Origin of the sequence: Haliea sp. E1-2-M8 (assembly GCF_030649675.1) — a bacterium.
GTDB lineage: Bacteria > Pseudomonadota > Gammaproteobacteria > Pseudomonadales > Halieaceae > Haliea.
Map to the genome: position 1 here is coordinate 46,591 of NZ_JAUTDR010000023.1, position 23,760 is coordinate 70,350.

General features: G+C 61.4%; 21 protein-coding genes, 4 tRNA genes and 1 other RNA gene. 23 read left to right on the top strand and 3 right to left on the bottom strand.

What is annotated here, in order from left to right; genetic code table 11:
• Nucleotides 1-60: 60 nt before the first annotated feature.
• Genes Q6D67_RS16980 through Q6D67_RS16995 form a run of 4 tightly spaced genes read left to right on the top strand, consistent with a single transcriptional unit; the run spans nucleotide 61 to nucleotide 2,433 of the window.
• Entirely contained in the window at nucleotides 61-525 is a 465-nt protein-coding gene (locus Q6D67_RS16980) for a gamma-glutamylcyclotransferase family protein (RefSeq protein ID WP_304706867.1), read from the top strand.
• A complete protein-coding gene (locus tag Q6D67_RS16985) occupies nucleotides 522-1,862 on the top strand; it encodes an MFS transporter (protein WP_304706868.1) in 1,341 nt (446 codons plus the stop codon). Before Q6D67_RS16980 ends, Q6D67_RS16985 begins: the two co-directional genes overlap by 4 nt.
• Nucleotides 1,863-2,078, top strand: a complete 216-nt coding sequence (locus tag Q6D67_RS16990) for a hypothetical protein (RefSeq protein ID WP_370551982.1) — start codon at nucleotides 1,863-1,865, stop codon at nucleotides 2,076-2,078. It begins immediately after the preceding gene.
• The gene (locus Q6D67_RS16995) at nucleotides 2,062-2,433 is read left to right on the top strand and encodes a hypothetical protein (protein WP_304706869.1); all 372 of its coding nucleotides are present in this window, start codon (nucleotides 2,062-2,064) and stop codon (nucleotides 2,431-2,433) included. The genes Q6D67_RS16990 and Q6D67_RS16995 overlap by 17 nt, the downstream gene beginning before the upstream one ends.
• Before the next feature lie 22 nt (nucleotides 2,434-2,455).
• On the opposite strand, the gene Q6D67_RS17000 is transcribed toward Q6D67_RS16995, so the two are convergent.
• Complete coding sequence (locus tag Q6D67_RS17000; protein WP_304706870.1) at nucleotides 2,456-3,625, bottom strand: lipid-transfer protein; 1,170 nt, start codon at nucleotides 3,623-3,625, stop codon at nucleotides 2,456-2,458.
• The gene (locus Q6D67_RS17005) at nucleotides 3,622-4,038 is read right to left on the bottom strand and encodes a Zn-ribbon domain-containing OB-fold protein (protein ID WP_304706871.1); all 417 of its coding nucleotides are present in this window, start codon (nucleotides 4,036-4,038) and stop codon (nucleotides 3,622-3,624) included. The genes Q6D67_RS17000 and Q6D67_RS17005 overlap by 4 nt, the downstream gene beginning before the upstream one ends.
• 114 nt (nucleotides 4,039-4,152) lie before the next feature.
• On the opposite strand from Q6D67_RS17005, the gene Q6D67_RS17010 reads away from it, so the two are divergent.
• Both Q6D67_RS17010 and Q6D67_RS17015 read left to right on the top strand, forming a co-directional pair.
• Nucleotides 4,153-4,692: a MaoC family dehydratase N-terminal domain-containing protein gene (locus Q6D67_RS17010; RefSeq protein ID WP_304706872.1), complete on the top strand. Its 540-nt coding sequence runs from the start codon at nucleotides 4,153-4,155 to the stop codon at nucleotides 4,690-4,692.
• 15 nt (nucleotides 4,693-4,707) lie between these two features.
• Nucleotides 4,708-5,121 carry a MaoC/PaaZ C-terminal domain-containing protein gene (locus tag Q6D67_RS17015; RefSeq protein WP_304706873.1) on the top strand — a complete coding sequence of 138 codons (414 nt, stop codon included), beginning with the start codon at nucleotides 4,708-4,710 and terminating at the stop codon, nucleotides 5,119-5,121.
• A gap of 48 nt (nucleotides 5,122-5,169) precedes the next feature.
• On the opposite strand, the gene Q6D67_RS17020 is transcribed toward Q6D67_RS17015, so the two are convergent.
• Nucleotides 5,170-5,943, bottom strand: coding sequence for an EAL domain-containing protein (locus Q6D67_RS17020; protein WP_304706874.1), 774 nt, complete (start codon nucleotides 5,941-5,943; stop codon nucleotides 5,170-5,172).
• A gap of 134 nt (nucleotides 5,944-6,077) precedes the next feature.
• Between Q6D67_RS17020 and Q6D67_RS17025 the strand changes: the two genes are divergently transcribed.
• From Q6D67_RS17025 to fusA, 17 genes are all read left to right on the top strand, one after another.
• A tRNA-Tyr gene (locus tag Q6D67_RS17025) sits at nucleotides 6,078-6,161 on the top strand.
• A 48-nt stretch (nucleotides 6,162-6,209) separates the two neighbouring features.
• Nucleotides 6,210-6,341, top strand: a non-coding RNA gene (locus Q6D67_RS17030) — RtT sRNA.
• A 72-nt stretch (nucleotides 6,342-6,413) separates the two neighbouring features.
• Nucleotides 6,414-6,487: transfer RNA gene (locus Q6D67_RS17035), tRNA-Gly, on the top strand.
• Nucleotides 6,488-6,503: 16 nt separating this feature from the next.
• A tRNA-Thr gene (locus Q6D67_RS17040) sits at nucleotides 6,504-6,579 on the top strand.
• Nucleotides 6,580-6,682: 103 nt separating this feature from the next.
• Nucleotides 6,683-8,026, top strand: coding sequence for an elongation factor Tu (gene tuf, locus Q6D67_RS17045; protein ID WP_304706875.1), 1,344 nt, complete (start codon nucleotides 6,683-6,685; stop codon nucleotides 8,024-8,026).
• Between the two features lie 108 nt (nucleotides 8,027-8,134).
• A tRNA-Trp gene (locus Q6D67_RS17050) sits at nucleotides 8,135-8,210 on the top strand.
• 55 nt (nucleotides 8,211-8,265) lie between these two features.
• On the top strand, nucleotides 8,266-8,628 hold the full coding sequence (gene secE, locus Q6D67_RS17055; RefSeq protein ID WP_304706876.1) for a preprotein translocase subunit SecE: 363 nt from the start codon (nucleotides 8,266-8,268) through the stop codon (nucleotides 8,626-8,628).
• Nucleotides 8,629-8,650: 22 nt separating this feature from the next.
• On the top strand, nucleotides 8,651-9,184 hold the full coding sequence (gene nusG, locus Q6D67_RS17060) for a transcription termination/antitermination protein NusG (protein ID WP_304706877.1): 534 nt from the start codon (nucleotides 8,651-8,653) through the stop codon (nucleotides 9,182-9,184).
• A 133-nt stretch (nucleotides 9,185-9,317) separates the two neighbouring features.
• Nucleotides 9,318-9,752 carry a 50S ribosomal protein L11 gene (gene rplK / locus Q6D67_RS17065; RefSeq protein ID WP_304706878.1) on the top strand — a complete coding sequence of 145 codons (435 nt, stop codon included), beginning with the start codon at nucleotides 9,318-9,320 and terminating at the stop codon, nucleotides 9,750-9,752.
• Nucleotides 9,752-10,447 (top strand): 50S ribosomal protein L1, encoded by a 696-nt coding sequence (gene rplA / locus Q6D67_RS17070; protein WP_304706879.1) that lies wholly within the window; start codon nucleotides 9,752-9,754, stop codon nucleotides 10,445-10,447. The genes rplK and rplA overlap by 1 nt, the downstream gene beginning before the upstream one ends.
• Nucleotides 10,448-10,758: 311 nt before the next feature.
• On the top strand, nucleotides 10,759-11,289 hold the full coding sequence (gene rplJ, locus Q6D67_RS17075) for a 50S ribosomal protein L10 (RefSeq protein WP_304706880.1): 531 nt from the start codon (nucleotides 10,759-10,761) through the stop codon (nucleotides 11,287-11,289).
• A gap of 43 nt (nucleotides 11,290-11,332) precedes the next feature.
• Entirely contained in the window at nucleotides 11,333-11,713 is a 381-nt protein-coding gene (gene rplL / locus Q6D67_RS17080; protein WP_304706881.1) for a 50S ribosomal protein L7/L12, read from the top strand.
• Nucleotides 11,714-11,898: 185 nt separating this feature from the next.
• On the top strand, nucleotides 11,899-15,972 hold the full coding sequence (gene rpoB / locus Q6D67_RS17085) for a DNA-directed RNA polymerase subunit beta (RefSeq protein ID WP_304706882.1): 4,074 nt from the start codon (nucleotides 11,899-11,901) through the stop codon (nucleotides 15,970-15,972).
• Between the two features lie 81 nt (nucleotides 15,973-16,053).
• Nucleotides 16,054-20,271: a DNA-directed RNA polymerase subunit beta' gene (gene rpoC / locus Q6D67_RS17090; protein WP_304706883.1), complete on the top strand. Its 4,218-nt coding sequence runs from the start codon at nucleotides 16,054-16,056 to the stop codon at nucleotides 20,269-20,271.
• A gap of 285 nt (nucleotides 20,272-20,556) precedes the next feature.
• Complete coding sequence (rpsL, locus tag Q6D67_RS17095; protein WP_304706884.1) at nucleotides 20,557-20,928, top strand: 30S ribosomal protein S12; 372 nt, start codon at nucleotides 20,557-20,559, stop codon at nucleotides 20,926-20,928.
• A gap of 113 nt (nucleotides 20,929-21,041) precedes the next feature.
• Nucleotides 21,042-21,512: a 30S ribosomal protein S7 gene (gene rpsG, locus Q6D67_RS17100; RefSeq protein ID WP_304706885.1), complete on the top strand. Its 471-nt coding sequence runs from the start codon at nucleotides 21,042-21,044 to the stop codon at nucleotides 21,510-21,512.
• Nucleotides 21,513-21,548: 36 nt separating this feature from the next.
• A complete protein-coding gene (fusA, locus tag Q6D67_RS17105; protein ID WP_304706886.1) occupies nucleotides 21,549-23,660 on the top strand; it encodes an elongation factor G in 2,112 nt (703 codons plus the stop codon).
• Nucleotides 23,661-23,760: the final 100 nt, after the last annotated feature.

Here is a 23,760-nt window from a genome sequence, read left to right on the forward strand (position 1 = left end):
TCAGGCGCGGGAAAGCTGTTGCAGTATAGACGCTCCCATTACAGCGTATATGATGCAGCCATGAAACCTTATCCCAGGCAGGCAGGGCGCAAACGCTGGCGATGGATTGCCGGCGCGTTGCTGGCACTCACGCTGCTGCCGGTCCTGTACCTCTGGTGGCTGCTGCTGAGCCCCGGCGGCTACAGCCTGCCGGCGGGGTTCGAGCTGGCTCCGGCAACAGGAGAACAGCAAGTGTTCGTGTATGGCACCCTGCGCAATGCACTGGTGCGCCGGCTGGTGCTGGGTCGCCCCGTAGCCACCGAGGAGGCTTTCCTGCCGGACTATCGCAAGCAGGGACTGGACATCGAGCCCCAGCCGGGCGCGGGTGTGCATGGCGAGGTGCTGACCCTGGAGCCCCCCGGGCTGCGTCGGCTGGACCGCTACGAGCGGCTGGGTATCCGCTATGAGCGGGTGCAGGCGACGCTCGGCGATGGCCGGCAGGTCTGGGTCTACCGGCGCCTGCCACAGTGGCAGCCGGCGGCATGACCGTCCCCAGCCCGGCCCGGCCGCTGGCTCCCAAGCGCGAGATCTTTGGCTGGGCCATGTTCGACTTCGCCAACCAGGGTTACACCCTGCTGATCATTACCGTGGTGTTCGGGGACCTGTTCACCCGGGTCGTGGTCGGGGACGCACCTGATTACCGCCTGGGCAATCTGCTCTGGAGTGTCGCCCTGGCCATCAGCTATCTGCTGGTAGTGGTAGCCAATCCGGTCTGCGGTGCGATGATGGATTACTCCCGCAGCCGCAAACGGTTCCTTTTTGCCAGCTATGTGCTGACGGTGGTGACCACTTCGCTGCTGTATTTTGTCGAGCCGGGCTGGATAGTCAGCGCCATGGTCCTGGTAATCCTGTCCAACTTCGCCTATGCCATCGGTGAAGGGTTCATTGCCAGCTTCCTGCCGGACCTGGGGCCGCGCCAGGCACTGGGCTGGATTTCCGGGCTGGGCTGGGCGCTGGGCTATGTCGGCGGCCTGGTGGCGACAGCCTTCACCCTGTTTTTCCTCGGCGATGTCGCGCTGGAGAACTACCAGCGTATTCGCTGGGTAGGGCCGTTTGCCGGCGGTTTTTTCCTGGTGGCTGCAATACCGACCTTTGTCTGGCTGCGGGAACGGGGCCAGCAGCGCCCGGTGCTGTCAGCGCGCAATCTGGTGCGGATGGGCTTTGCCCGCCTGCAGGCTACCCGCCACGCCCTGCATGAGTTCCGCGACCTGCGCACTCTGCTGGTATCGGTATTTTTTGCCATGGCGGGCATCTACATCATTATTGCCTTCTCGTTCATCTACGGCGCCCAGGTGATCGGCTGGGACGAAGAAGTGCGGATCTTCATGTTCGTCACCGTGCAGTTGACCGCGGCGCTCGGCGCTCTGGGCTTCGGTATGCTGCAGAGTCGACTGGGGGCGCGCAACACCTACATTCTGACCCTGTCACTGTGGATGCTGGCGATTCTGGCGATCTGGCAAACCCCGACGCTGACCGGGCTGGCCCGGCAGTGGCTGTCGGTAAATTGGCAGGCGCAATACGTCTTCCTGGTTGCAGGTGTACTGGCCGGCCTCAGCCTGGGTTCGTCGCAGTCGGCGGCGCGGGCTTTGGTGGGGGTACTGACACCCCAGGCCAAGGCGGCCGAATTCTTCGGCTACTGGGGCATGGCCGCCAAGGCGGCGGCGGTGTTTGGTATCCTTGGGCTGGGGCTGCTGCAGTGGCTGCTGGGTCTGGCCGATGCCATTGTGTTCTGCTTGCTGCTATTTCTTCTCGCAGTATTGGCGGTGTTGCCCGTGAATGAGGCCAGAGGCAGTGAGGTGTCAGAGAACTGGCAGGAGGGGTAATTGTCTCGCAACCATGAATTCATTCAGGAGTCCCGGAAACAGTGGAGCTTCGAACCTGCATTTATTTTTTCGATGGCTGCCGCGGCAGTCGGGCTGGGCAACCTCTGGCGCTTTCCCTACATGGTCGGGGAGAACGGTGGGGGTGCATTCGTGGTCGCCTACCTGCTGGCGCTGCTGGTGGTGGTGGTATTCCGGGGATTTGCGTCCATTCGATGACTTCAGCGGCGGCTTCAATTCCCTCTGGTACTTTGTGGCGGTGACCGTCCTTGCCGCGTTGGTGCTGGGTGCCGCCTCGGCACTCAGTTTCACCCCGCTGCAATGGCAGCTCGCCGGGGAGCCGGTGCTGGATGTGGTCGATCGCGTAGCCGGAGGCAATGTCATCATTTTTTCCGGGGTGCTGGGGGCGGCGCTGTTTTGCTGGTTTATCCCGCCCCAGCGAATCCGTACTGTACTGGGTACGACGCATCGCTGGTGGGAGTGGCGGATCTACCTGGTTGGACGCTACCTGCCCCTATTGATGGCTATATTGGTCGTGGTCGGCTACGCGTTGTCCCAGCTGGGGCTGGTGTAGATCGCGCGGCCTGCTGGCAGGTTCAGTCCCGCCCCAGGATCAGCGCCCCGGTGGGTACCCCGACACCGCTGCTGACCAGGACGTGTTCCACCCCCTCGGGCTGGCTGGTGGAGGTGCCGCGGACCAGGCGGGCACCCTCGGCAATACTGTTCATGCCGTGGATGTAGGCTTCCGAGAGCAGTCCCCCGTGGGTGTTGTTGGGCAGGCGGCCGTCGATATCCAGGGCGCCATCCCGGACCATGTCCACACCCTCGCCGCGGCCACAGAAGCCGAAGCTCTCCAGCTGCATGATGATTTCCGAGGTGAAGGCGTCGTAGAGACAGGCGGCATTGATGTCGTCCGGCCCCAGGCCGCTCTGCTCGTACACCAGCCTTGCGGCCAGCTCCATTTCCGGCAGGGAGTCCAGCTCCTCGCGATAGTAGCTGGTCATTTGTTCCTGGCCCCGGGTGGACGCCTGGACCACGCCGCGGATCACCGCCGGCTTCTGCTTCAGGTCCCGGGCTCGCTCGGCGCTGGTAACCAGGATGGCGCAGCCGCCGTCGGTTTCCTGGCAGAAATCGTAGAGCCGCAGCGGCTCGGCAATCATCTTCGATGCCAGGTAGTCTTCCATGGTCAAGGGTTTGCCGTAGAAAAATGAACGCGGGTTGCTCTGGGCATAGTTGCGCTGGGAGATTGCCACCCGGCCCAGGTCCTCGCTGGTCACGCCGTAACGGTGCATGTACTTGTTGGCGATCATGGCGATCCAGGAACCGGGGGTGAGCATGCCGTAGGGCATGTACCAGGACCAGTGGACCAGGTCGGAGCTGACGATCTGCCCGGAGATGCCCTGGCCCATGCGCTGGCCGGAGCGGCCGTTCATGGCCCGGTAGCAGATCACGTTGTCGGCCACGCCGGTGGCCACCGCCATGACCGCGTGCAGTATGGTGCCGACGGCGGCGCCGCCCCCGTAGTTGACCTTGGTGAACAGCTTGAGATCGTTGGCACCGACGGTGCGGGCCAGTTCAATCTCGTCGGTAGAATCCAGGGTGTAGCTGACGAAGCCGTCGATTTCCGAGGGCGGCAGGCCAGCGTCTTCGCAGGCGGCGAGGGTGGCCTGGGCGGCCAGGGACAGTTCGGAAACGCCCGATTTCTTGGAGAATTCGGTCAGGCCGATGCCGGCGATGGCGGCCTTGTCTTTCAGGGCGTGACTCATGCGGCGGCTCCTTTGGCGGGCTGGAACATGGGCAGACGGAAGCCGTCCGGATCCTCGTGCATGACCATTTCCACGGCCATGTCGAAGGCGACGTCTTCGGCGGCGCAGTTGATCAGCTGGGAGGTGAAACGGGTGCCTTCCTCCAGGTCCACCAGGATGATGATCAACGGGTAGTCAAAGCCGGGGAACTGGGGGTGGTGCAGGATGGTGAAGCTGCACAGGGTCCCGCGACCGGAAGCGGTGACGTGATCCCACGCGAAGGAGTGGCATTCGCCGCAGGCCGGGCGCGGCGGGTGGCGCAGGGTCTGGCACTGGGTGCAGCGCTGGATCGCCAGGCGTCCCGCGGCGGCCTCCTGCCACCACCAGCCATTGTCTTCCCCCATGGGGGGCTTCATGCGGAAGGATTGCGCCATGGTCAGCCTCGTTGTGTGGAACTTGCCAGCAACATAATTGAAATTGAATACGAATTCAATTATGTTGCTGAAGATGCCACCCCTGGCCTGAATAACCAACCCGGAGAGCCCGTCATGAGTACCGAGGACATTGCCGCCCTGGAAGAGAAAATCTACGCCTATGTCGGCCGGGAATGCGGCTCTGCCACCGCCAAGGACCCCGTCAACAAGATAATGATCCGCCACTGGTGCGAGGTGATGGGCAATACCTGCCCCGACCATCTCGACGAGGAGGCTGCCGCCGTTGGTAGTCGTGGCACCCTGGTGGCCCCGGCCACCATGATGTTTGTCTGGAACCAGACCGGTTATGCAGTGGCCAGCACCGGCAGGCCCAAGGACCCGCAGGTGGAAATGATCGAAATGCTTGACGCCCACGGCTACAACGGCATCGTCGCTACCGATACCACCCAGGAGTACCTGCGCGAGCTGCGCCTGGGGGATGTGATCTCCCAGCGCACGGTGATCGACAATATCTCCCCGCGCAAGACAACCGGGCTGGGAGAAGGCTACTTCTATGAGACGGTAACCGCGTTCACCGACCAGAACGGTGAGCCGGTGGGGCGGCAGACCTTCAAGGTCCTCAAGTTCCGTCCCGCGCAACAAGACCAGGCCTGAGTGGAGGCATCGATCATGAACCAGAATCTGAAGAGCACTGAAATCCATGTGGGCCAGACCCTGCCGGAGCGCCCCATCCCCGTGACCAGTTCACTGGTGACCTGCGGGGCGCTGGCCACCCGGGACTTCGAGAAGGTGCACCACGACAAGGCCTTCGCCCAGGCCAGCGGCATGCCGGATGTGTACATGAATATCCTGACCAGCCAGGGCCTCACGGAAACCTACCTGCGCGACTGGGTGGGTCGCGACGCCGTATTTCGCAAGCTCAGCGTGCGCCTTGGCGCGCCCAATATCCCCGGCACCACCATGACCATGAGCGGTCAGGTGAAGTCCGTGGAAGGCAATGTCGTGGAAGTGGAAGTGACCGGCCAGAACGACAAGTGGGGCATGCACGTGAAGGCCCTGGCAACCCTGGAACTGGCTGGCTAGGAGCACGGGTTGGGCAGCGCCTGGACACTGCCCGGGTTCTGTCCCGGGTCAGTCGTCGGGCCAGTTGATGGGCGGTAGTGCTTCAAATGCAGGCCTGGCCAGCAGGTAGCCCTGGAACAGGTAGACACCCAGATCCCGCAGGCGCCGGAGTTCCTCGGGGAGTTCAACGCCCTCGGCGATGACCTTGATGTTCAGGGCATCGCAGACACCCAGCACACCTTTCACGATCGCCTCCCGCACCGGATCCTGGTGCAGGTTGCGCACCAGCGCCATGTCCAGCTTGAGGATATCAGGCTGGAACTCCGCCAGCAGGTTCAGCCCCGAATACCCGGCACCGAAATCATCGATCGCGGTCTTGAAACCCCGGCGCTTGTACTCGGTAAAGATGCTTTGCAGATGGCTTTTGTCAGTCAGTTCTTCCGCTTCCGTCACCTCAAATATGATGCGGTCTGCGGGGAAGTTGAAGCGCCGGGCCGCGTCCAGCGTGGCGCGGATGCAGGTGGCGGCCTCGTACACCGCGTTGGGCAGGAAGTTGATGCTGAGCAGGCAGGGAATCTCCAGTCTGGCTGCCAGTTCTACCGCCTTGGACCGGCAATCCTGATCGAAACGGTAGCGGTTGTCGTCGGTGATCTGGTCCAGCACCCACGCGGCCCCTTCGCCGCCGGTGCCCCGGACCAGAGCTTCGTAGGCATATACCTCCCGGGTGCGGATGTCGACAATGGGCTGAAAGGCCATGGTGAAGGTGAAGCCCAGCGGCTCGTCATCGCGGCAGTTCTTGCAGCCAATACCCTGTTTGGAGGAGGTTTTATCGGAATCAGGCATGAAGTAGGGGTTGTTCAAGTATTGGCCAACTATTGTCAGGTATGCCCCGCGAACATGCAATTTTGCCTGTACTAACTATTGTTCGGGAACAGGTTGACAAAGACGGGTGAGGCCGGGAGAATGTGCCGCCTTTCGGAGGGGTTCCCGAGTGGCCAAAGGGATCAGACTGTAAATCTGACGCGAAAGCTTCGGTGGTTCGAATCCACCCCCCTCCACCAGGTTGAAATGGCCACTGCAGTGCGATCGCGGCGGCAGGTGGGAAGGAGATCAGGGGTTGAACGGGGTGGATTGGAACCACTCGGTTCGACAGGGTGGCGTAGCCACCCTGAGCGCCGCCAAAGGCGGCGACCCCGGAGGGTGAGGGCCGTAAGGCCCGAATAATCCACCCCCTCCACCAAGAGTAAAGAAGGCAGGAAAGCGTAGTAGGGATCGCACTCGCGCGACTATTCCGCCAAAGGATAGCGGGTCAAGCGGGTATAGTTCAATGGTAGAACCTCAGCCTTCCAAGCTGATGATGCGGGTTCGATTCCCGCTACCCGCTCCAGTTGGGTAAGAGTAAGGCTCATATAGCTCAGTCGGTAGAGCACTTCCTTGGTAAGGAAGAGGTCACCGGTTCAAATCCGGTTATGAGCTCCACCCAGTCCCGGTTCGGCCCAGCAGGTGCCGGCGGGGGGCAACATAGATACAGGTAGTGTGCGGTATTGCCGCAGGACCAGGCCGGTAATAGGAGACCGTCGAAATGGCAAAGGAAAAGTTCCAACGTAACAAGCCCCACGTGAACGTGGGTACCATTGGTCACGTAGACCATGGCAAGACGACGCTGACGGCGGCGCTGACCAAGGTGTGTGCAGAGGTCTGGGGCAGCGGCTCCGCGGTTGCGTTCGACGGTATCGACAACGCCCCGGAAGAGCGTGAGCGCGGCATCACNAAGACGACGCTGACGGCGGCGCTGACCAAGGTGTGTGCAGAGGTCTGGGGCAGCGGCTCCGCGGTTGCGTTCGACGGTATCGACAACGCCCCGGAAGAGCGTGAGCGCGGCATCACCATCGCCACCTCGCACGTTGAGTACGACTCGCCGAACCGCCACTACGCGCACGTTGACTGCCCCGGACACGCGGACTACGTGAAGAACATGATCACCGGTGCGGCGCAGATGGACGGCGCGATCCTGGTGTGTGGCGCGACCGACGGCCCGATGCCGCAGACCCGCGAGCACATCCTGCTGTCCCGTCAGGTGGGCGTGCCGTTCATCGTGGTGTTCCTGAACAAGGCCGACCTGCTGGCGGAAGATTGCGGCGGTGCGGACTCGGAGGAGTACGGGGAGATGAAGGAGCTGGTGGAAATGGAGCTGCGCGAGCTGCTCGACACCTACGACTTCCCCGGCGACGACACGCCGATCATCTGCGGTTCTGCGCTGATGGCGCTGAACGGCGAAGACGAGAACGAGCTGGGCGTGACTGCGGTCAAGACTCTGGTCGAGACCCTGGACAGCTACATTCCGGAGCCGGAGCGTGCGATCGACCAGGCGTTCCTGATGCCGGTGGAAGACGTGTTCTCGATCTCCGGTCGCGGCACGGTGGTCACCGGTCGTGTGGAGCGCGGGATCATCAAGGTGGGTGAGGAGATCGAGATTGTCGGTATCCGGGACACCACCAAGACCGTCTGCACCGGCGTCGAGATGTTCCGCAAGCTGCTGGACGAAGGCCGTGCGGGCGAGAACGTGGGTGTACTGCTGCGCGGTACCAAGCGTGAGGAAGTTGAGCGTGGGCAGGTACTGGCCAAGCCGGGCAGCGTGAAGCCGCACACCAAGTTCGAGGCAGAGGTGTATGTACTGTCGAAGGACGAGGGTGGTCGTCACACGCCGTTCTTCAAGGGCTACCGTCCGCAGTTCTACTTCCGCACCACGGACGTCACCGGTGCCTGTGAGCTGCCCGAAGGCGTGGAAATGGTCATGCCGGGCGACAACGTGCAGATGGTAGTGACCCTGATCGCCCCGATCGCGATGGAAGATGGTCTGCGCTTTGCGATCCGCGAAGGCGGCCGCACCGTGGGTGCTGGCGTCGTCGCCAAGATCATCGAGTAAGAACCCGGGTAGATGGGTCCGGTCTCGAAGCGGGACCTGACCCCATCTAACCCCCCCGAGCCGAACCGCTTGCGGGCAGTTCGGCTTCGTTGTCTCAGAAGAGGATATAGGCCAGTAGCTCAATTGGCAGAGCAGCGGTCTCCAAAACCGCAGGTTGGGGGTTCGATTCCCTCCTGGCCTGCCATACATGGCAGGGGGTTGTGCGCAAGACGCGCGGCCTGACCTAAAGGAAAGTAGTAATGAGTGTGGAAACGAACGCCGGGCGGCTCGATTCCCTGAAATGGGCTGTGGTGATTGCCCTGCTGGCTGTCGGTATCATCGGCAACAGCTATTTCTCGGCCGAATCGCTGTTGTATCGGGTACTGGGTATCGTCGCGATTGCAATCGTCGCGGCCCTGATCGCCTTGCAGACCGCCAAGGGTGCGGCTTTCTGGGCGCTGGTCAAGAGCTCCCGCACCGAGATTCGCAAAGTCGTCTGGCCTACACGGCAGGAGACGATCCAGACCACACTTATTGTTGTGGTTTTCGTATTACTGGTAGCGCTGATGCTGTGGGGTCTGGATTCGTTCCTGGGCTGGCTGGTGTCGCTGGTGATTGGTTAGTCAAAAGTTTAAGGGATAGCCGATGGCAATGCGTTGGTATGTGGTTCATGCCTTTTCAGGGTTCGAGAAGAAAGTTGCGGCGGCCCTGAAGGAGCGTATCGAACTGCACAACATGCAGGACCGCTTCGGTGAGGTGCTGGTACCGACCGAGGAAGTGGTGGAAATGCGCGCCGGCCAGAAGCGCCGCAGTGAGCGCAAGTTCTTCCCCGGCTATGTGCTGGTGCAGATGGAGCTGGATGACGCCACCTGGCACCTGGTCAAGGAAACTCCGCGGGTAATGGGTTTCATCGGCGGCAAGGCCGATGCGCCGGCACCGATTACCGAGGCAGAAGCTGCAGCCATTCTGCAGCGCGTGGAGGCGGGCACCGAAGCGCCCCGCCCGAAGACAATGTTCGAGCCCGGGGAGATGGTCCGGGTTATCGACGGCCCCTTCAACGACTTCAATGGTGTCGTGGAAGAGGTCAATTACGAGAAGAGCCGCCTCAACGTGGCGGTGTTGATTTTCGGACGTTCCACTCCGGTGGAGCTGGAATTCAGTCAGGTCGAAAAGGCCTGACAGGTAGCATGGTGGCGGGCTGGTCCCGCGACTGAAACTAACTGGCGGCTACGGCTGTCACAGTGTGGGGAGCCCGAAGCCCCCGGCCCGCAAGGGTTGGAGTCCGACGGCGCTAGTACCCAGGAGTAAGCTCATGGCAAAGAAAGTCTCAGCTTATATAAAGCTGCAGGTGAAAGCCGGCCAGGCCAACCCGAGCCCGCCAGTCGGGCCCGCGCTTGGCCAGCACGGTGTGAATATCATGGAATTCTGCAAGGCGTTCAACGCCGAGACCCAGGGCATTGAGCCTGGTCTGCCGATTCCGGTGGTGATCACGGTCTACGCTGATCGCTCTTTTACCTTCATCAAGAAAACGCCGCCGGCCGCTGTGCTGCTGCGCAAGATCGCGGGTATCACCTCGGGCTCCGCCACGCCGAACACGGTGAAGGTGGCCAAGGTGAACCGCGCCCAGCTGGAAGAGATCGCTACCCAGAAGTGGCCTGACCTGACGGCTGCGGACATGGATGCGGCGGTTCGTACTATTGCCGGCAGCGCTCGCTCTGCCGGGATCGATGTTGAGGGGGTGATCTAATGGCCAGGTTCTCCAAGCGCGTACGCGCATTCAAGGACAAGCTTCAGCCCGGCAAATCCTATTCCTTCGACGAGGCGATAGCCCTGCTGAAAGAATTCGCAACGGCCAAGTTCAACGAGACCGTTGAGGTTTCGGTAAACCTGGGCGTTGACGCCCGCAAATCGGACCAGGCAGTTCGCGGTGCGACAACCCTGCCCCACGGCACCGGCAGTGTGGTCCGGGTGGCAGTGTTCACCCAGGGTGACGCAGCGGAACAGGCAAAAGCCGCCGGCGCCGATTTTGTCGGTATGGAAGACCTGGCCGAGCAGATCAAGGGCGGGATGCTGGATTTTGACGTGGTTGTGGCTTCCCCGGACGCCATGCGCGTCGTCGGCCAGCTGGGCCAGGTGCTGGGCCCCCGCGGCCTGATGCCGAACCCGAAAACCGGTACCGTGACCCCGGACGTACTGACCGCGGTGAAGAACGCCAAGGCCGGACAGGTCCGCTTCCGTACCGACAAGAACGGTATCATTCACGGCGGTATCGGCAAGATCGATTTTGAGCCCGCGGCTATCAGGGGCAACCTCGAAGCCCTGCTGGCGGACCTGCGCAAGGGCAAGCCGGCAGCTGCGAAGGGCGTTTACATGAAGAAAATCACCCTGTCCACGACCATGGGCCCGGGTGTGAGTGTCGACCTGGCGTCGATAGAAGCCTGACCGGGGGCGCCCCCACAAGGGGCGCCTCCACAAGGGTCTCTCAGGGATGAGAGCCCCGGGCAACCGCATCCCACCGGAAGCTGTTGTCCACTTTGAGGTCTTTGGAGCAGTCTTGGGCAAACGCCTGATTAGCTGAGAACTGAAGGCCATCAAAGACCGTAGGTGCCGCCGCCGTCATGCTGACAGCTGCGACTTAATCGAGCAACCCGCGAGGGCTGCCCAGCCTACGCAGATGGTGAATTGTTCACCACGCAAGGTGGTGTGGCCATAGAGTTGGCTGCACCGGAACTGTAAATCCAGGAGTAATACCAGTGGCAATTGGACTCGAAGACAAGAAAGCGATCGTTGCTGAAGTTAACGAGACTGCCACCAGTGCCCTGTCCCTGGTCATCGCCGATGCACGTGGCGTGACTGTGGGCGGGATGACGGCTCTGCGCCAGAGCGCGCGTGACAATGCAGTGACCCTCCGTGTAGTGCGGAACACACTGGCAAAGCGCGCGTTGGCGGGAACGGATTACGAGTGCGTCTTCGACGTACTGGTAGGTCCTTCCCTGTTCGGGTTTTCGATGGAAGACCCGGGCGCAGCGGCCCGAATCTTTAAGGATTTCGCCAAGGAGAATAAAAACTTCGAGGTGAAGGCACTGGCGGTGAGCGGCCAAATGCTGGGTGCGGATCAACTGGATGTACTGGCCAAGTTGCCGACGCGTGATCAGGCACTCTCAATGTTGATGAGTGTAATGCAGGCGCCGGTAACCAAGCTGGTACAGACAATGAACGAAGTACCTGGAAAATTGGTTCGCACACTGGCAGCAGTACGCGATCAGAAAGAGGCAGCGGCGTAAGCCACTGCGGTTTAATTTATCAGCTAACCAGGAGATATGAGTCATGGCTCTGTCCAAAGATGACATTCTGAATGCAATCGCTGAAATGAGCGTAATGGATATCGTTGAGCTCATCAGCGCAATGGAAGAAAAGTTCGGTGTAACTGCTGCTGCAGCCGTTGCTGCCGCACCGGCTGCAGCTGCTGGCGATGCCGGCGCGGCTGTCGAGGAACAAACCGAGTTTGACGTGATTCTGACCGCCGCTGGCGAGAAGAAAGTAAACGTCATCAAGGTTGTGCGTGAAATTACCGGTCTGGGTCTGAAAGAAGCCAAGGCTGTGGTAGACGGCGCTCCCTCTCCGGTGAAGGAAGGCGTTTCCAAGGCTGACGCCGACGAACTGAAGAAGAAGTTGGAAGAAGCCGGCGCGGCCGTAGAGGTCAAGTAAGCGCTTGCTTTATGTCTGGCTTTTGCTGGACCAGGACAAGGCTGGTGGGCGCTTTTGCCTACCGGCCTTTTCCCGCTTGAAGAGCACACAATTTTCAGGGCTGCGGTACTACGTGCTGGCAGCCCGTCAAGGCCTCGCTTGCCGCCGGCACGGCGGCGGGAAGCTAAACACGCTGGGGAGTACCGATGGCATACTCGTACACTGAGAAGAAACGTATTCGCAAGGATTTTGGCACTCTGTCCAACATGATGGATGTGCCCTACCTGCTTGCGATTCAACTGGATTCATACCGCAAGTTTACCCAGCAGGGACTGCCTGTGGAAGAGCGCGGCGACTACGGTCTGCACGCAGCCTTCAAATCCGTGTTCCCGATTGTCAGCTACAGCGGCAACGCTGCGCTGGAGTATGTCGACTATAAACTCGGCGTACCGGTGTTCGACGTCAATGAATGCCAGCTGCGCGGTATCACCTATTCCTGCGCCCTGCGCGTCAAGGTGCGGCTGATCATCTACGACAAGGACTCCGCCAACAAGACCATCAAGGACATCAAGGAGCAGGAAGTCTACATGGGGGAAATCCCCCTGATGACTGACAACGGCACCTTTGTCGTCAACGGTACCGAGCGGGTGATTGTGTCCCAGCTGCACCGTTCGCCGGGCGTGTTCTTTGATCACGACAAGGGCAAGACCCACTCCTCGGGCAAGCTGCTGTACTCCGCCCGCGTGATTCCCTACCGCGGCTCCTGGCTGGACTTCGAGTTCGACCCGAAGGACATGGTATTCGTGCGTATCGACCGTCGCCGCAAGTTGCCGGCGACCATCCTGCTGCGTGCGCTGGGTTACCAGTCCGAAGAAATCCTCGACATGTTCTACGAGGTGAACACCTTCTCGGTCGACAAGGAAGGCAACTACACGATGGCGCTGATCCCCGCGCGCCTGCGTGGTGACGTCGCTTCCTTTGATATCAAGGTTGGCCGCAAGGTCATCGTCGAGCAGGGCCGGCGTATCACCGCCCGCCACATCCGCGAGCTGGAAAAGGCGGAAGTCTCTGAACTCGAGATTCCGCGCGAATACCTCTATGGCCGCGCGCTGGCAAAGAATGTGGTCGACAAGAAAACCGGCGAAGTGGTGGTTGAATGTAATACCGCGGTGACGGACGAGATTCTCACCCGGCTGACCGAGATGGGCATCAACACCATTGATACCCTGTACACCAATGAGCTGGACTGCGGGCCCTACGTTTCCGACACCCTGCGCCTGGACTCCACCCGCAACGAACTGGAAGCGCTGGTCGAGATCTACCGCATGATGCGCCCCGGCGAGCCGCCGACCAAGGAGTCCGCGGAGAACCTGTTCCAGAACCTGTTCTTCTCCGCTGATCGCTACGACCTGTCCGCCGTCGGCCGCATGAAGTTCAACCGCCGCCTCGGTCGCGAGGAAGTGACTGGCAGCGGTGTGCTGGATCGTGACGACATCGTCGACGTGATGAAGTCACTGGTCGCCATTCGTAACGGCCGCGGCATGACCGATGATATCGATCACCTCGGTAACCGCCGGGTGCGCTCCGTTGGGGAAATGGCCGAGAACCAGTTCCGCGTGGGGCTGGTGCGTGTCGAGCGCGCGGTCAAGGAGCGCCTGTCCATGGCTGAGAGCGAAGGCCTCATGCCCCAGGACCTGATCAATGCCAAGCCGGTCTCCGCGGCGGTCAAGGAATTCTTCGGTTCCAGCCAGCTGTCCCAGTTCATGGACCAGAACAACCCGCTGTCGGAAGTGACCCACAAGCGCCGCGTTTCCGCGCTTGGCCCGGGTGGTCTGACCCGCGAGCGTGCCGGTTTCGAAGTCCGTGACGTGCACCCGACCCACTACGGCCGGGTGTGCCCGATCGAGACGCCGGAAGGCCCGAACATCGGCCTTATCAACTCGCTGGCGACCTATGCCCGGACCAACGACTACGGTTTCCTTGAGAGCCCCTACCGCAGGGTGGTGAACGGCCAGGTCACCGACGATATCGAGTTCCTGTCGGCTATCAACGAGGCCGAGCACGTTATTGCCCAGGCCTCTGCGTCCGTGGACAAGGACATGCGCTTCGTCGACGATCTGATCGCCGTGCGGCACATGAACGAGTTCACCGTCATGCCGCCCGAGCGTGTTGATTTCATGGACGTGTCTCCCAAGCAGGTGGTGTCGGTTGCCGCCGCGTTGATCCCGTTCCTGGAACACGACGACGCCAACCGCGCCCTGATGGGTTCGAACATGCAGCGCCAGGCCGTGCCTACCCTCAAGTGCGAGAAGCCGCTGGTGGGTACCGGCATGGAGCGCTACGTGGCCGCCGACTCCGGTGTGTGCGTAGTGGCCAAGCGCGACGGCATCATCGACTCCGTCGATGCCAGCCGCATCGTGGTCCGGGTCAATGACAAGGACGTCGGCCGCGACGAAGCGCCGGTCGATATCTACAACCTGACCAAGTACACCCGTTCCAACCAGAACACCTGCATCAACCAGCGCCCGATCGTCAAGCAGGGAGATGTGGTGGCGCGCGGCGATATCCTCGGTGATGGTCCCTCCATCGACATGGGTGAACTGGCCCTGGGCCAGAACATCCGCATCGCGTTCATGCCCTGGAACGGCTACAACTTCGAGGACTCCATCCTGGTGTCCGAGCGGGTGGTAAAAGAAGACCGCTTCACCACTATCCACATCCAGGAGCTGACCTGTATCGCTCGCGATACCAAGCTGGGCTCCGAGGAAATTTCCGCGGATATTCCCAACGTCGGTGAAAGCGCCCTGTCGAAGCTGGATGAATCCGGCATCGTCTACATTGGCGCCGAAGTCGAGGCCGGGGACATCCTGGTGGGCAAGGTGACGCCGAAGGGCGAAACCCAGCTCACCCCGGAAGAAAAGCTGCTGCGCGCAATCTTCGGGGAGAAGGCCTCGGATGTGAAGGATACCTCCCTGCGGGTGCCTTCCAGCACCAAGGGCACGGTGATCGACGTCCAGGTCTTCACTCGCGACGGTCTGGAGAAGGACCAGCGCGCCCTGCACATCGATAAGCTCCAGCTGGACAAGTTTCGCAAGGATCTGAAGGAAGAGTACCGCATCTTTGAAGAGGCGACCTTCTCCCTGCTGGGCAACCAGCTCAAGGGCGCCAAGACTGTCAGCGGCGCTGGCCTCGCCAAGGGCACGGAACTGGGCGAAAAGGTACTGGCGGAACTGGACCGTGAGCAGTGGTTCAAGCTGAAGCTGGCCGATGCCGGGCTCAATGAGACCCTGGCCTCGGCGAAGAAGCAGCTGGACGAGCAAAACAAGCTGTTGGAAGAGCGGTTCGAGGACAAGAAGCGCAAGCTGCAGAGTGGCGACGATCTCGCCCCGGGCGTACTCAAGATCGTCAAGGTCTACCTGGCGATCAAGCGTCGCATCCAGCCCGGTGACAAGATGGCTGGCCGCCACGGCAACAAGGGTGTGATCTCGGTGATCATGCCGGTGGAGGACATGCCGTTCGACGCGAACGGTGAGCCTGTGGACATCGTCCTCAACCCGCTGGGCGTGCCCTCGCGCATGAACGTGGGCCAGATCCTGGAAACCCACCTCGGCATGGCGGCCAAGGGTCTGGGTGACAAGATCAACCAGATGTTGCAGGAGCAGCGCAAGGCCGCCGAGGTGCGCGAGTTCCTCGAGAAGATTTACAACAACGGAGCCGGGCGTCCGGAAAACCTCAAGTCGCTCACCGACGGTGAGATTCTGGCGCTGGCGAACAACCTGCGCCTGGGCGTGCCGATGGCCACCCCGGTCTTCGACGGCGCCGCCGAGGAGTCCATCAAGGAGTTGCTGGCGCTGGCGGATATGCCGGAAAGCGGTCAGTTCACCCTGTACGACGGCCGTACCGGGGAAGCGTTTGATCGCCCGGTAACCGTGGGTTACATGTACATGCTGAAGCTGAACCACCTGGTGGATGACAAGATGCACGCCCGTTCCACCGGTTCCTACAGCCTCGTTACCCAGCAGCCGCTGGGCGGCAAGGCCCAGTTCGGTGGCCAGCGCTTCGGGGAGATGGAGGTCTGGGCCCTGGAGGCCTACGGTGCTGCCTACACCCTGCAGGAAATGCTCACGGTCAAGTCGGATGACGTTGCCGGCCGGACCAAGATGTACAAGAACATCGTCGATGGCGACCATCGTATGGAACCGGGCATGCCCGAGTCCTTCAACGTGTTGGTCAAGGAAATACGCTCCCTCGGTATCGATATCGAGTTGGAGAGTGACTAGCCAGCGTTAATAAGGACTCGGGGCTGACAGCGGCACTTTGTGCCGCTGCGGCTGGAAGGAAAACCTCGCGGAGGAAAGACCTTGAAAGACTTACTTAATCTACTCAAGTCCCAGGGACAGTCAGAAGAATTCGATGCCATCCGTATCGGCCTGGCGTCCCCGGAAATGATCCGGGCATGGTCATTCGGTGAAGTGAAGAAGCCGGAGACCATCAACTACCGTACCTTCAAGCCGGAACGGGACGGCCTGTTCTGCGCCAAGATCTTTGGCCCGGTGAAGGATTACGAGTGCCTGTGCGGAAAGTACAAGCGCCTCAAGCATCGCGGTGTCATCTGCGAGAAATGTGGCGTGGAAGTGGCGCTGGCCAAGGTGCGCCGCGAGCGCATGGGCCACATCGAGCTGGCCAGCCCGGTGGCGCACATCTGGTTCCTGAAGTCGCTGCCCTCGCGTATCGGCCTGTTGCTGGACATGACCCTGCGCGATATCGAGCGGGTACTCTACTTTGAATCCTACGTGGTCACCGACGCGGGCCTCACCACCCTGAATCCCGGCCAGCTGCTGACGGATGAAGAGTACTACGAGGCGATGGAAGAATTCGGCGACGAATTCACCGCCAAGATGGGTGCCGAAGCGGTGCAGGACCTGATGCGGCAGCTGGATCTGGAGCGCGAGATCGTCACCCTGCGCGAGGAAATTCCCCAGACCAACTCCGAGACCAAGATCAAGAAGCTGTCCAAGCGCCTGAAGCTGATGGAAGCCTTTGCCGGTTCCGGCAACAAGCCCGAGTGGATGGTGCTCAATGCGCTGCCGGTACTGCCGCCGGACCTGCGTCCGCTGGTGCCGCTGGACGGTGGCCGCTTTGCGACCTCCGACCTCAACGACCTGTACCGCCGGGTGATCAACCGCAACAACCGCCTCAAGCGCCTGCTGGATCTGAACGCGCCGGATATCATCGTGCGCAACGAAAAGCGCATGCTGCAGGAGTCCGTGGACGCGCTGCTGGACAACGGTCGCCGTGGCCGCGCCATCACCGGTTCCAACAAGCGCCCGCTGAAGTCCCTGGCCGACATGATCAAGGGCAAGCAGGGCCGTTTCCGCCAGAACCTGCTGGGCAAGCGGGTCGACTATTCCGGCCGTTCGGTGATCGTGGTGGGCCCCACCCTGAGGCTGCATCAGTGCGGTCTGCCCAAGAAGATGGCGCTGGAACTGTTCAAGCCCTTCATCTTTGGCAAACTCGAGGCCCGCGGCCTGGCGACCACCATCAAGGCCGCCAAGAAGATGGTTGAGCGCGAGCCGCCGGAAGTGTGGGACATCCTCGCCGAGGTCATCCGCGAGCACCCGGTGCTGCTGAACCGCGCGCCGACCCTGCACCGTCTGGGTATTCAGGCTTTCGAGCCCGTGCTGATTGAAGGCAAGGCGATCCAGCTGCACCCGCTGGTCTGCGCGGCCTACAACGCCGACTTCGACGGTGACCAGATGGCGGTGCACGTACCGCTGACCATCGAGGCCCAGCTGGAAGCCCGGGCCCTGATGATGTCCACCAACAACATCCTCTCCCCGGCCAATGGCGAGCCCATCATCGTGCCGTCGCAGGACGTGGTGCTGGGCCTGTACTACATGACCCGGGAGCGCGTGAACGCGAAGGGCGAGGGCATGGTCTTCGCCAATGTCTCCGAGGTGCATCGCGCCTACCGCGCCGGCCACGTGCACCTGCAGGCGCGGGTCAAGGTCCGGGTCCACGAGGTGGTCCAGAACGAGGAAGGGGAGCGCAGCGAGCGCACCTTTATCGCCGATACCACGGTCGGCCGTGCCCTGCTGTGGGAAATCGTGCCCCAGGGAATTGGCTATGACATGGTCAACCAGGACATGGCCAAGAAGGCGATCTCCAAGATCATCAACCAGTGCTACCGCGTGGTGGGCCTGAAGGCGACCGTTATCTTCGCCGACCAGCTGATGTACACCGGCTACGAGTACTCTACCCGTTCCGGCGCTTCCATCGGTGTCAACGATTTCGTTATCCCCGGGTCCAAGGCCGAGCTTATCGGCCGCGCTGACCGCGAGGTGAAGGAGATCGAAGACCAGTACGCCGCCGGCCTGGTTACCCAGGGCGAGAAGTACAACAAGGTTATCGATATCTGGTCCCGGGCCAACGATCTGGTTTCCAAGGCAATGATGGAAGGTATCTCCAAGGAGACGGTCATCAACCGCGATGGCGAGGAAGAGCAGCAGGCTTCCTTCAACTCGGTCTACATCTACGCCGACTCCGGCGCCCGGGGTTCACCCGCCCAGATCCGCCAGTTGGCGGGCATGCGCGGCCTGATGGCCAAACCCGACGGCTCGATCATCGAAACCCCGATCACTGCGAACTTCCGCGAGGGCCTGAACGTACTGCAGTACTTCATCTCCACTCACGGGGCGCGGAAAGGTCTGGCGGATACCGCCCTGAAGACGGCGAACTCCGGTTACCTGACCCGGCGCCTGGTGGACGTGGCACAGGACCTGGTGGTAACGGAAGTGGACTGTGGTACTGACCAGGGCCTGCTGATGACCCCGGTTATCGATGGTGGCGACATCATCGAATCCCTGGGTGACCGCGTGCTCGGCCGAATCGTCGCCCGCGACGTGATCAAGCCCGGCACCGAGGAAGAGATTGCGATTACCGCTGGCACCATGCTTGACGAGCTGTGGATCAAGCGGATCGAGGAAATGGGCATCGACGAGGTGGAAGTCCGCTCGCCGATTACCTGTGAAACCCGCCACGGCATCTGCTCCACCTGCTACGGCCGCGACCTGGCCCGTGGCCACCGGGTGAACATGGGTGAGGCGGTCGGCGTGGTGGCTGCCCAATCCATCGGCGAGCCTGGCACCCAGCTGACCATGCGTACCTTCCACATCGGTGGCGCGGCGTCGCGGCAGACTGCCCAGGACAATATCCAGGTGATGAACGATGGCAAGGTGCGCCTGCACAACGTCAAGACTGTCGAGCGCAAGGATGGCTTCCTGATCGCGGTATCCCGCTCCGGTGAGCTGTCGGTGCTGGACATGATGGGTCGCGAGCGCGAGCGCTACAAGCTGCCCTATGGCGCCCTCATCAAGGTCCGTGACCACGCCGAAGTGACGTCGGGCGATGTGGTTGCCAACTGGGATCCGCACACTCACCCGATTATCACCGAAGTGGCGGGTACTGCCCGTTTCTCCGGTATGGAAGAGGGCATCACGATCAAGCGTCAGACCGATGAGTTGACCGGCCTGTCGAATATCGAGGTGCTGGATGTTGGCGAGCGGCCGGCGGCGGGCAAGGATGTACGCCCTGCCATTACCCTGGTGGACGACAAGGGCGAAGAGCTGTGCCTGGCGGGTACCAATGTTCCGGCGCACTATTTCCTGCCCGCCAACGCCCTGGTGAACATGGAAGATGCCGCTACCCTGGATGCCGGTGAGGTTATCGCCCGTATTCCCCAGGAAGGCTCCAAGACCCGTGACATCACCGGTGGTCTGCCCCGTGTGGCCGACCTGTTCGAAGCGCGCAAGCCCAAGGAACCGGCCATTCTCGCGGAGATCTCCGGTACCGTCAGCTTTGGCAAGGAAACCAAGGGCAAGCGTCGCCTGGTCATTACTCCGGTGGACGGCAAGTCCATGGTGGACGGCTCCGATCACTACGAGGCCCTGATCCCGAAATGGCGCAACCTGTCCGTGTTCGAGGGCGAATTCGTCGAGAAGGGTGAAGTGGTGTCCGAAGGGCCGATGAGCCCCCACGATATCCTGCGCCTGAAGGGCGTCGAGGAGCTGGCCAAGTACATCTCCAATGAGATCCAGGAGGTCTACCGGCTGCAGGGCGTGAAGATCAACGACAAGCACATCGAGGTAATTGTGCGGCAGATGCTGCGCAAGGTGGTGATCACGTCCTCTGGTGATTCCAGCCTGATCAAGGGTGAGCAGGTCGAGTACGTGACCTTGCTGGAGGAGAACGAACGCCTGCTGGCCGCGAGTCTGGTGCCGGCCGCTGGCGAACGCGAACTGCTGGGCATTACCAAGGCGTCGCTGGCGACCGAGAGCTTTATCTCGGCGGCGTCGTTCCAGGAGACCACCCGGGTGCTGACGGAAGCGGCAGTCACCGGCAAGCGCGATTACCTGCGCGGCCTGAAGGAGAATGTGGTTGTCGGCCGCCTGATTCCTGCGGGCACGGGCCTCGCCTACCACGAGGAGCGCAAGCGCACCCGCGGTGGCGAGCCCGAAGTGAGTGTGTCGGCGCAGGAGATCGAAGCGGCGCTGACCGAGGCACTGCAGGACAGCGAGTAGGAGCCCGCTCCGCGGGCGATCGCGCACGGAGTGCGCTCCTACGCTGTGGGGGGCGTAGGAGCCCGCTCCGCGGGCGAGGCCGGCGGGCAAACTATTCTTGACTACCCAGGGGGGCGTCTATAGAATGCCGCCTCCTCATTCCCGGGGTGCCATGCTGTGTGCGGGCAGCAGGCGGGAAGTGTGGTACCGGGCAGCCCAGGCTGGTGCGGGCCGCAGGTCGGGTTAAAGGCTTGAGGTTGGCCGCAAGGCCATGAAATCAAACAAATATTTTGGAGTTCCATCGGAATGGCAACGATCAACCAATTGGTTCGTAAGCCCAGGAAGCGCAAGGTAGCGAAAAGCGACGTGCCGGCCCTGCAGAGCTGTCCCCAGCGCCGCGGCGTTTGCACTCGTGTTTACACGACTACCCCCAAGAAGCCGAACTCTGCACTGCGCAAGGTCTGCCGGGTGCGCCTGACCAACGGTTACGAGGTGTCCTCGTACATCGGTGGTGAAGGTCACAACCTGCAGGAGCACAGCGTGGTGCTGATTCGCGGCGGCCGGGTCAAGGACTTGCCGGGTGTGCGTTACCACACCGTGCGCGGCAGTCTGGACACCTCCGGTGTGACGGCTCGCCGTCAGGGCCGGTCCAAGTACGGCGCCAAGCGGCCCAAGTAAACGCTCGGGGTTCTGCCCCGGGTCAACGATTGTAGTAAGGCTGAACCCCTGCCTCTCCCGCGTAATGTGGCAGGTCGGTGTTCGGATCAACCTGAAGAGAGAAGGGCAATACCATGCCAAGAAGACGAGTAGTCGCCAAACGCGAAGTCCTGCCGGATCCCAAGTACGGCAATGTGACGCTGGCAAAGTTCATGAACCACGTTATGGTCAGCGGCAAGAAATCTGTCGCCGAGAGCATCGTTTACGGTGCCCTTGAGATCGTTCAGGAGCGGATGAAGAAAGATCCCATCGAGGCTTTCGACGAAGCTCTGGAAAACATCGCCCCGATGGTGGAAGTAAAGTCCCGCCGGGTCGGTGGCGCCACCTACCAGGTGCCGGTTGAAGTCCGTCCCTCGCGTCGCGTCGCGCTCTCCATGCGCTGGCTCGTTGACTACGCGCGCAACCGTGGTGAGAAGTCCATGCGCCAGCGTCTCGCCGGTGAAATCATCGATGCTTCCCAGGGCAAGGGCAACGCGGTGAAGAAGCGGGAAGACGTGCATCGCATGGCAGAAGCCAACAAGGCCTTCTCTCACTACCGGTTCTAATTTTTCGCCAGGCAACCTGTTACAGGGGATTTTATCGTGGCACGCAAGACTCCTATCAAGCGATACCGCAATATCGGTATCTGCGCACACGTGGATGCGGGTAAAACCACTACCACTGAGCGCGTTCTTTTCTACACCGGCCTTTCCCACAAGATTGGCGAAGTGCACGATGGCGCGGCCACCATGGACTGGATGGAGCAGGAGCAGGAGCGCGGTATTACCATTACCTCGGCTGCGACTACCTGTTTCTGGCGCGGCATGGGCCAGCAGTTCGACGAGCACCGGATCAACATCATCGACACCCCCGGACACGTTGACTTCACCATCGAGGTGGAGCGCTCCCTGCGGGTGCTGGATGGCGCCGTGGTGGTGCTGTGCGGTTCCTCCGGGGTCCAGCCCCAGACCGAAACCGTCTGGCGTCAGGCGAACAAGTACGAAGTGCCGCGCATGGTTTTCGTCAACAAGATGGACCGCGCCGGTGCGGATTTCCGCAAGGTCATCACCCAGCTCAAGACCCGCCTGGGTGCCAATCCTGTGCCGCTGCAAATGACGATCGGCTCCGAGGACGAGTTTCGGGGCGTTGTCGACCTGGTGGTTAACAGGGCGATCATCTGGAACGAGGACGACCAGGGCATGACGTTCACCCTGGAAGACATCCCCGCTGATATGGTCGACATATGCGCGGAAATGCGGGAGCAGCTCGTTGAGGCAGCCGCCGAAGGCACCGACGAGCTGATGAACAAGTACCTCGAGGGCGAGGAACTGACCATCGAGGAAATCAAGCAGGGCATCCGCGCCCGCACCCTGGCCAACGAAATTGTGCCGGTTCTGGGCGGCTCCGCGTTCAAGAACAAGGGCGTGCAGGCCATGCTGGACGCGGTCATCGAATACATGCCCTCGCCCACCGAGGTCAAGGCCATCGAAGGGACCCTGCTGGATCGGGACGAAACCCGTGCCACCCGCCAGGCCGACGACAGCGAGCCCTTTGCTGCGCTGGCGTTCAAGATCGCCACCGATCCCTTTGTCGGCACGCTGACCTTCTTCCGCGTCTACTCCGGCAAGCTGGAGAGCGGCACCGGTGTTTTCAACTCGGTGAAGCAGAAAAAAGAGCGTATTGGCCGGATGGTGCAGATGCACGCCAACAGCCGTGAGGAAATCAAGGAAGTACTGGCCGGCGATATCGCCGCGGCGGTGGGCCTGAAAGACACAACTACCGGTGACACCCTGTGTGACGCCGACAAGCCCATCGTTCTGGAGCGTATGGAGTTTCCCGAGCCTGTGATCTCCGTGGCCGTGGAGCCGAAGTCCAAGGTGGACCAGGAAAAGATGGGCGTCGCCCTGGGCAAACTGGCGCAGGAAGACCCTTCGTTCCGCGTCAAATCGGATCCTGAAACCGGGCAGACGATCATTTCCGGGATGGGCGAGCTGCACCTGGACATTCTCGTCGACCGTATGCGTCGCGAGTTCAGCGTCGAAGCCAATATCGGCAAGCCGCAGGTGGCCTACCGCGAGGCGATCCGCAACAAGTGCGAGATCGAGGGCAAGTTCGTACGCCAGTCCGGTGGTCGCGGCCAGTATGGTCACGTCTGGGTCCGGTTTGAGCCGGGTGACGACGAGAACGCCGAGGGCCTGGAATTTGTCAACGAGGTTGTCGGTGGCGCAGTTCCCCGCGAATACGTGCCGGCGGTGCAGAAAGGTATCGAAGAGCAGATGCAGAACGGCGTTCTCGCCGGGTACCCGCTGCTGGGCCTGAAAGCGACCCTCTACGACGGCTCCTTCCACGATGTGGACTCCAACGAAATGGCGTTCAAGATCGCCGCCAGCATGGCTACCAAGAAGCTCGCCCAGAGCGGTGGTGCTGTGTTGCTGGAACCGGTCATGAAGGTCGAGGTGATCACTCCGGAAGAGAACATGGGTGATGTGGTCGGCGACCTGAACCGCCGCCGCGGCCTGATTTCCGGCATGGATGAAAGCGTATCCGGCAAGGTGATCGACGCCGAAGTGCCGCTGGCCGAGATGTTTGGCTACGCCACGGATCTGCGTTCCGCAACCCAGGGCCGTGCGACCTATACCATGGAGTTCCTCAAGTACTCGGAAGCGCCGAACAATATCGCCCAGGACATCATTTCCAAGAACTCAACCAAGTAATTCAGCTATCTCACAGAGGTGACTAACAGTGGCAAAGGAAAAGTTCCAACGTAACAAGCCCCACGTGAACGTGGGTACCATTGGTCACGTAGACCATGGC

Bases quoted from the DNA above. Each gene is read 5' to 3' on its own strand.
- rplL (WP_304706881.1), top strand. From the start codon at position 11,333: ATGGCTCTGTCCAAAGATGACATTCTGAATGCAATCGCTGAAATGAGC.
- Q6D67_RS17000 (WP_304706870.1), bottom strand. From the start codon at position 3,625: ATGAGTCACGCCCTGAAAGACAAGGCCGCCATCGCCGGCATCGGCCTG.
- nusG (WP_304706877.1), top strand. From the start codon at position 8,651: ATGGCAATGCGTTGGTATGTGGTTCATGCCTTTTCAGGGTTCGAGAAG.
- Q6D67_RS17010 (WP_304706872.1), top strand. From the start codon at position 4,153: ATGAGTACCGAGGACATTGCCGCCCTGGAAGAGAAAATCTACGCCTAT.
- Q6D67_RS16985 (WP_304706868.1), top strand. From the start codon at position 522: ATGACCGTCCCCAGCCCGGCCCGGCCGCTGGCTCCCAAGCGCGAGATC.
- Q6D67_RS17005 (WP_304706871.1), bottom strand. From the start codon at position 4,038: ATGGCGCAATCCTTCCGCATGAAGCCCCCCATGGGGGAAGACAATGGC.
- Q6D67_RS17020 (WP_304706874.1), bottom strand. From the start codon at position 5,943: ATGCCTGATTCCGATAAAACCTCCTCCAAACAGGGTATTGGCTGCAAG.
- rpsG (WP_304706885.1), top strand. From the start codon at position 21,042: ATGCCAAGAAGACGAGTAGTCGCCAAACGCGAAGTCCTGCCGGATCCC.
- rplK (WP_304706878.1), top strand. From the start codon at position 9,318: ATGGCAAAGAAAGTCTCAGCTTATATAAAGCTGCAGGTGAAAGCCGGC.
- rplA (WP_304706879.1), top strand. From the start codon at position 9,752: ATGGCCAGGTTCTCCAAGCGCGTACGCGCATTCAAGGACAAGCTTCAG.
- Q6D67_RS16980 (WP_304706867.1), top strand. From the start codon at position 61: ATGAAACCTTATCCCAGGCAGGCAGGGCGCAAACGCTGGCGATGGATT.
- Q6D67_RS17015 (WP_304706873.1), top strand. From the start codon at position 4,708: ATGAACCAGAATCTGAAGAGCACTGAAATCCATGTGGGCCAGACCCTG.
- rpsL (WP_304706884.1), top strand. From the start codon at position 20,557: ATGGCAACGATCAACCAATTGGTTCGTAAGCCCAGGAAGCGCAAGGTA.
- secE (WP_304706876.1), top strand. From the start codon at position 8,266: ATGAGTGTGGAAACGAACGCCGGGCGGCTCGATTCCCTGAAATGGGCT.
- rpoB (WP_304706882.1), top strand. From the start codon at position 11,899: ATGGCATACTCGTACACTGAGAAGAAACGTATTCGCAAGGATTTTGGC.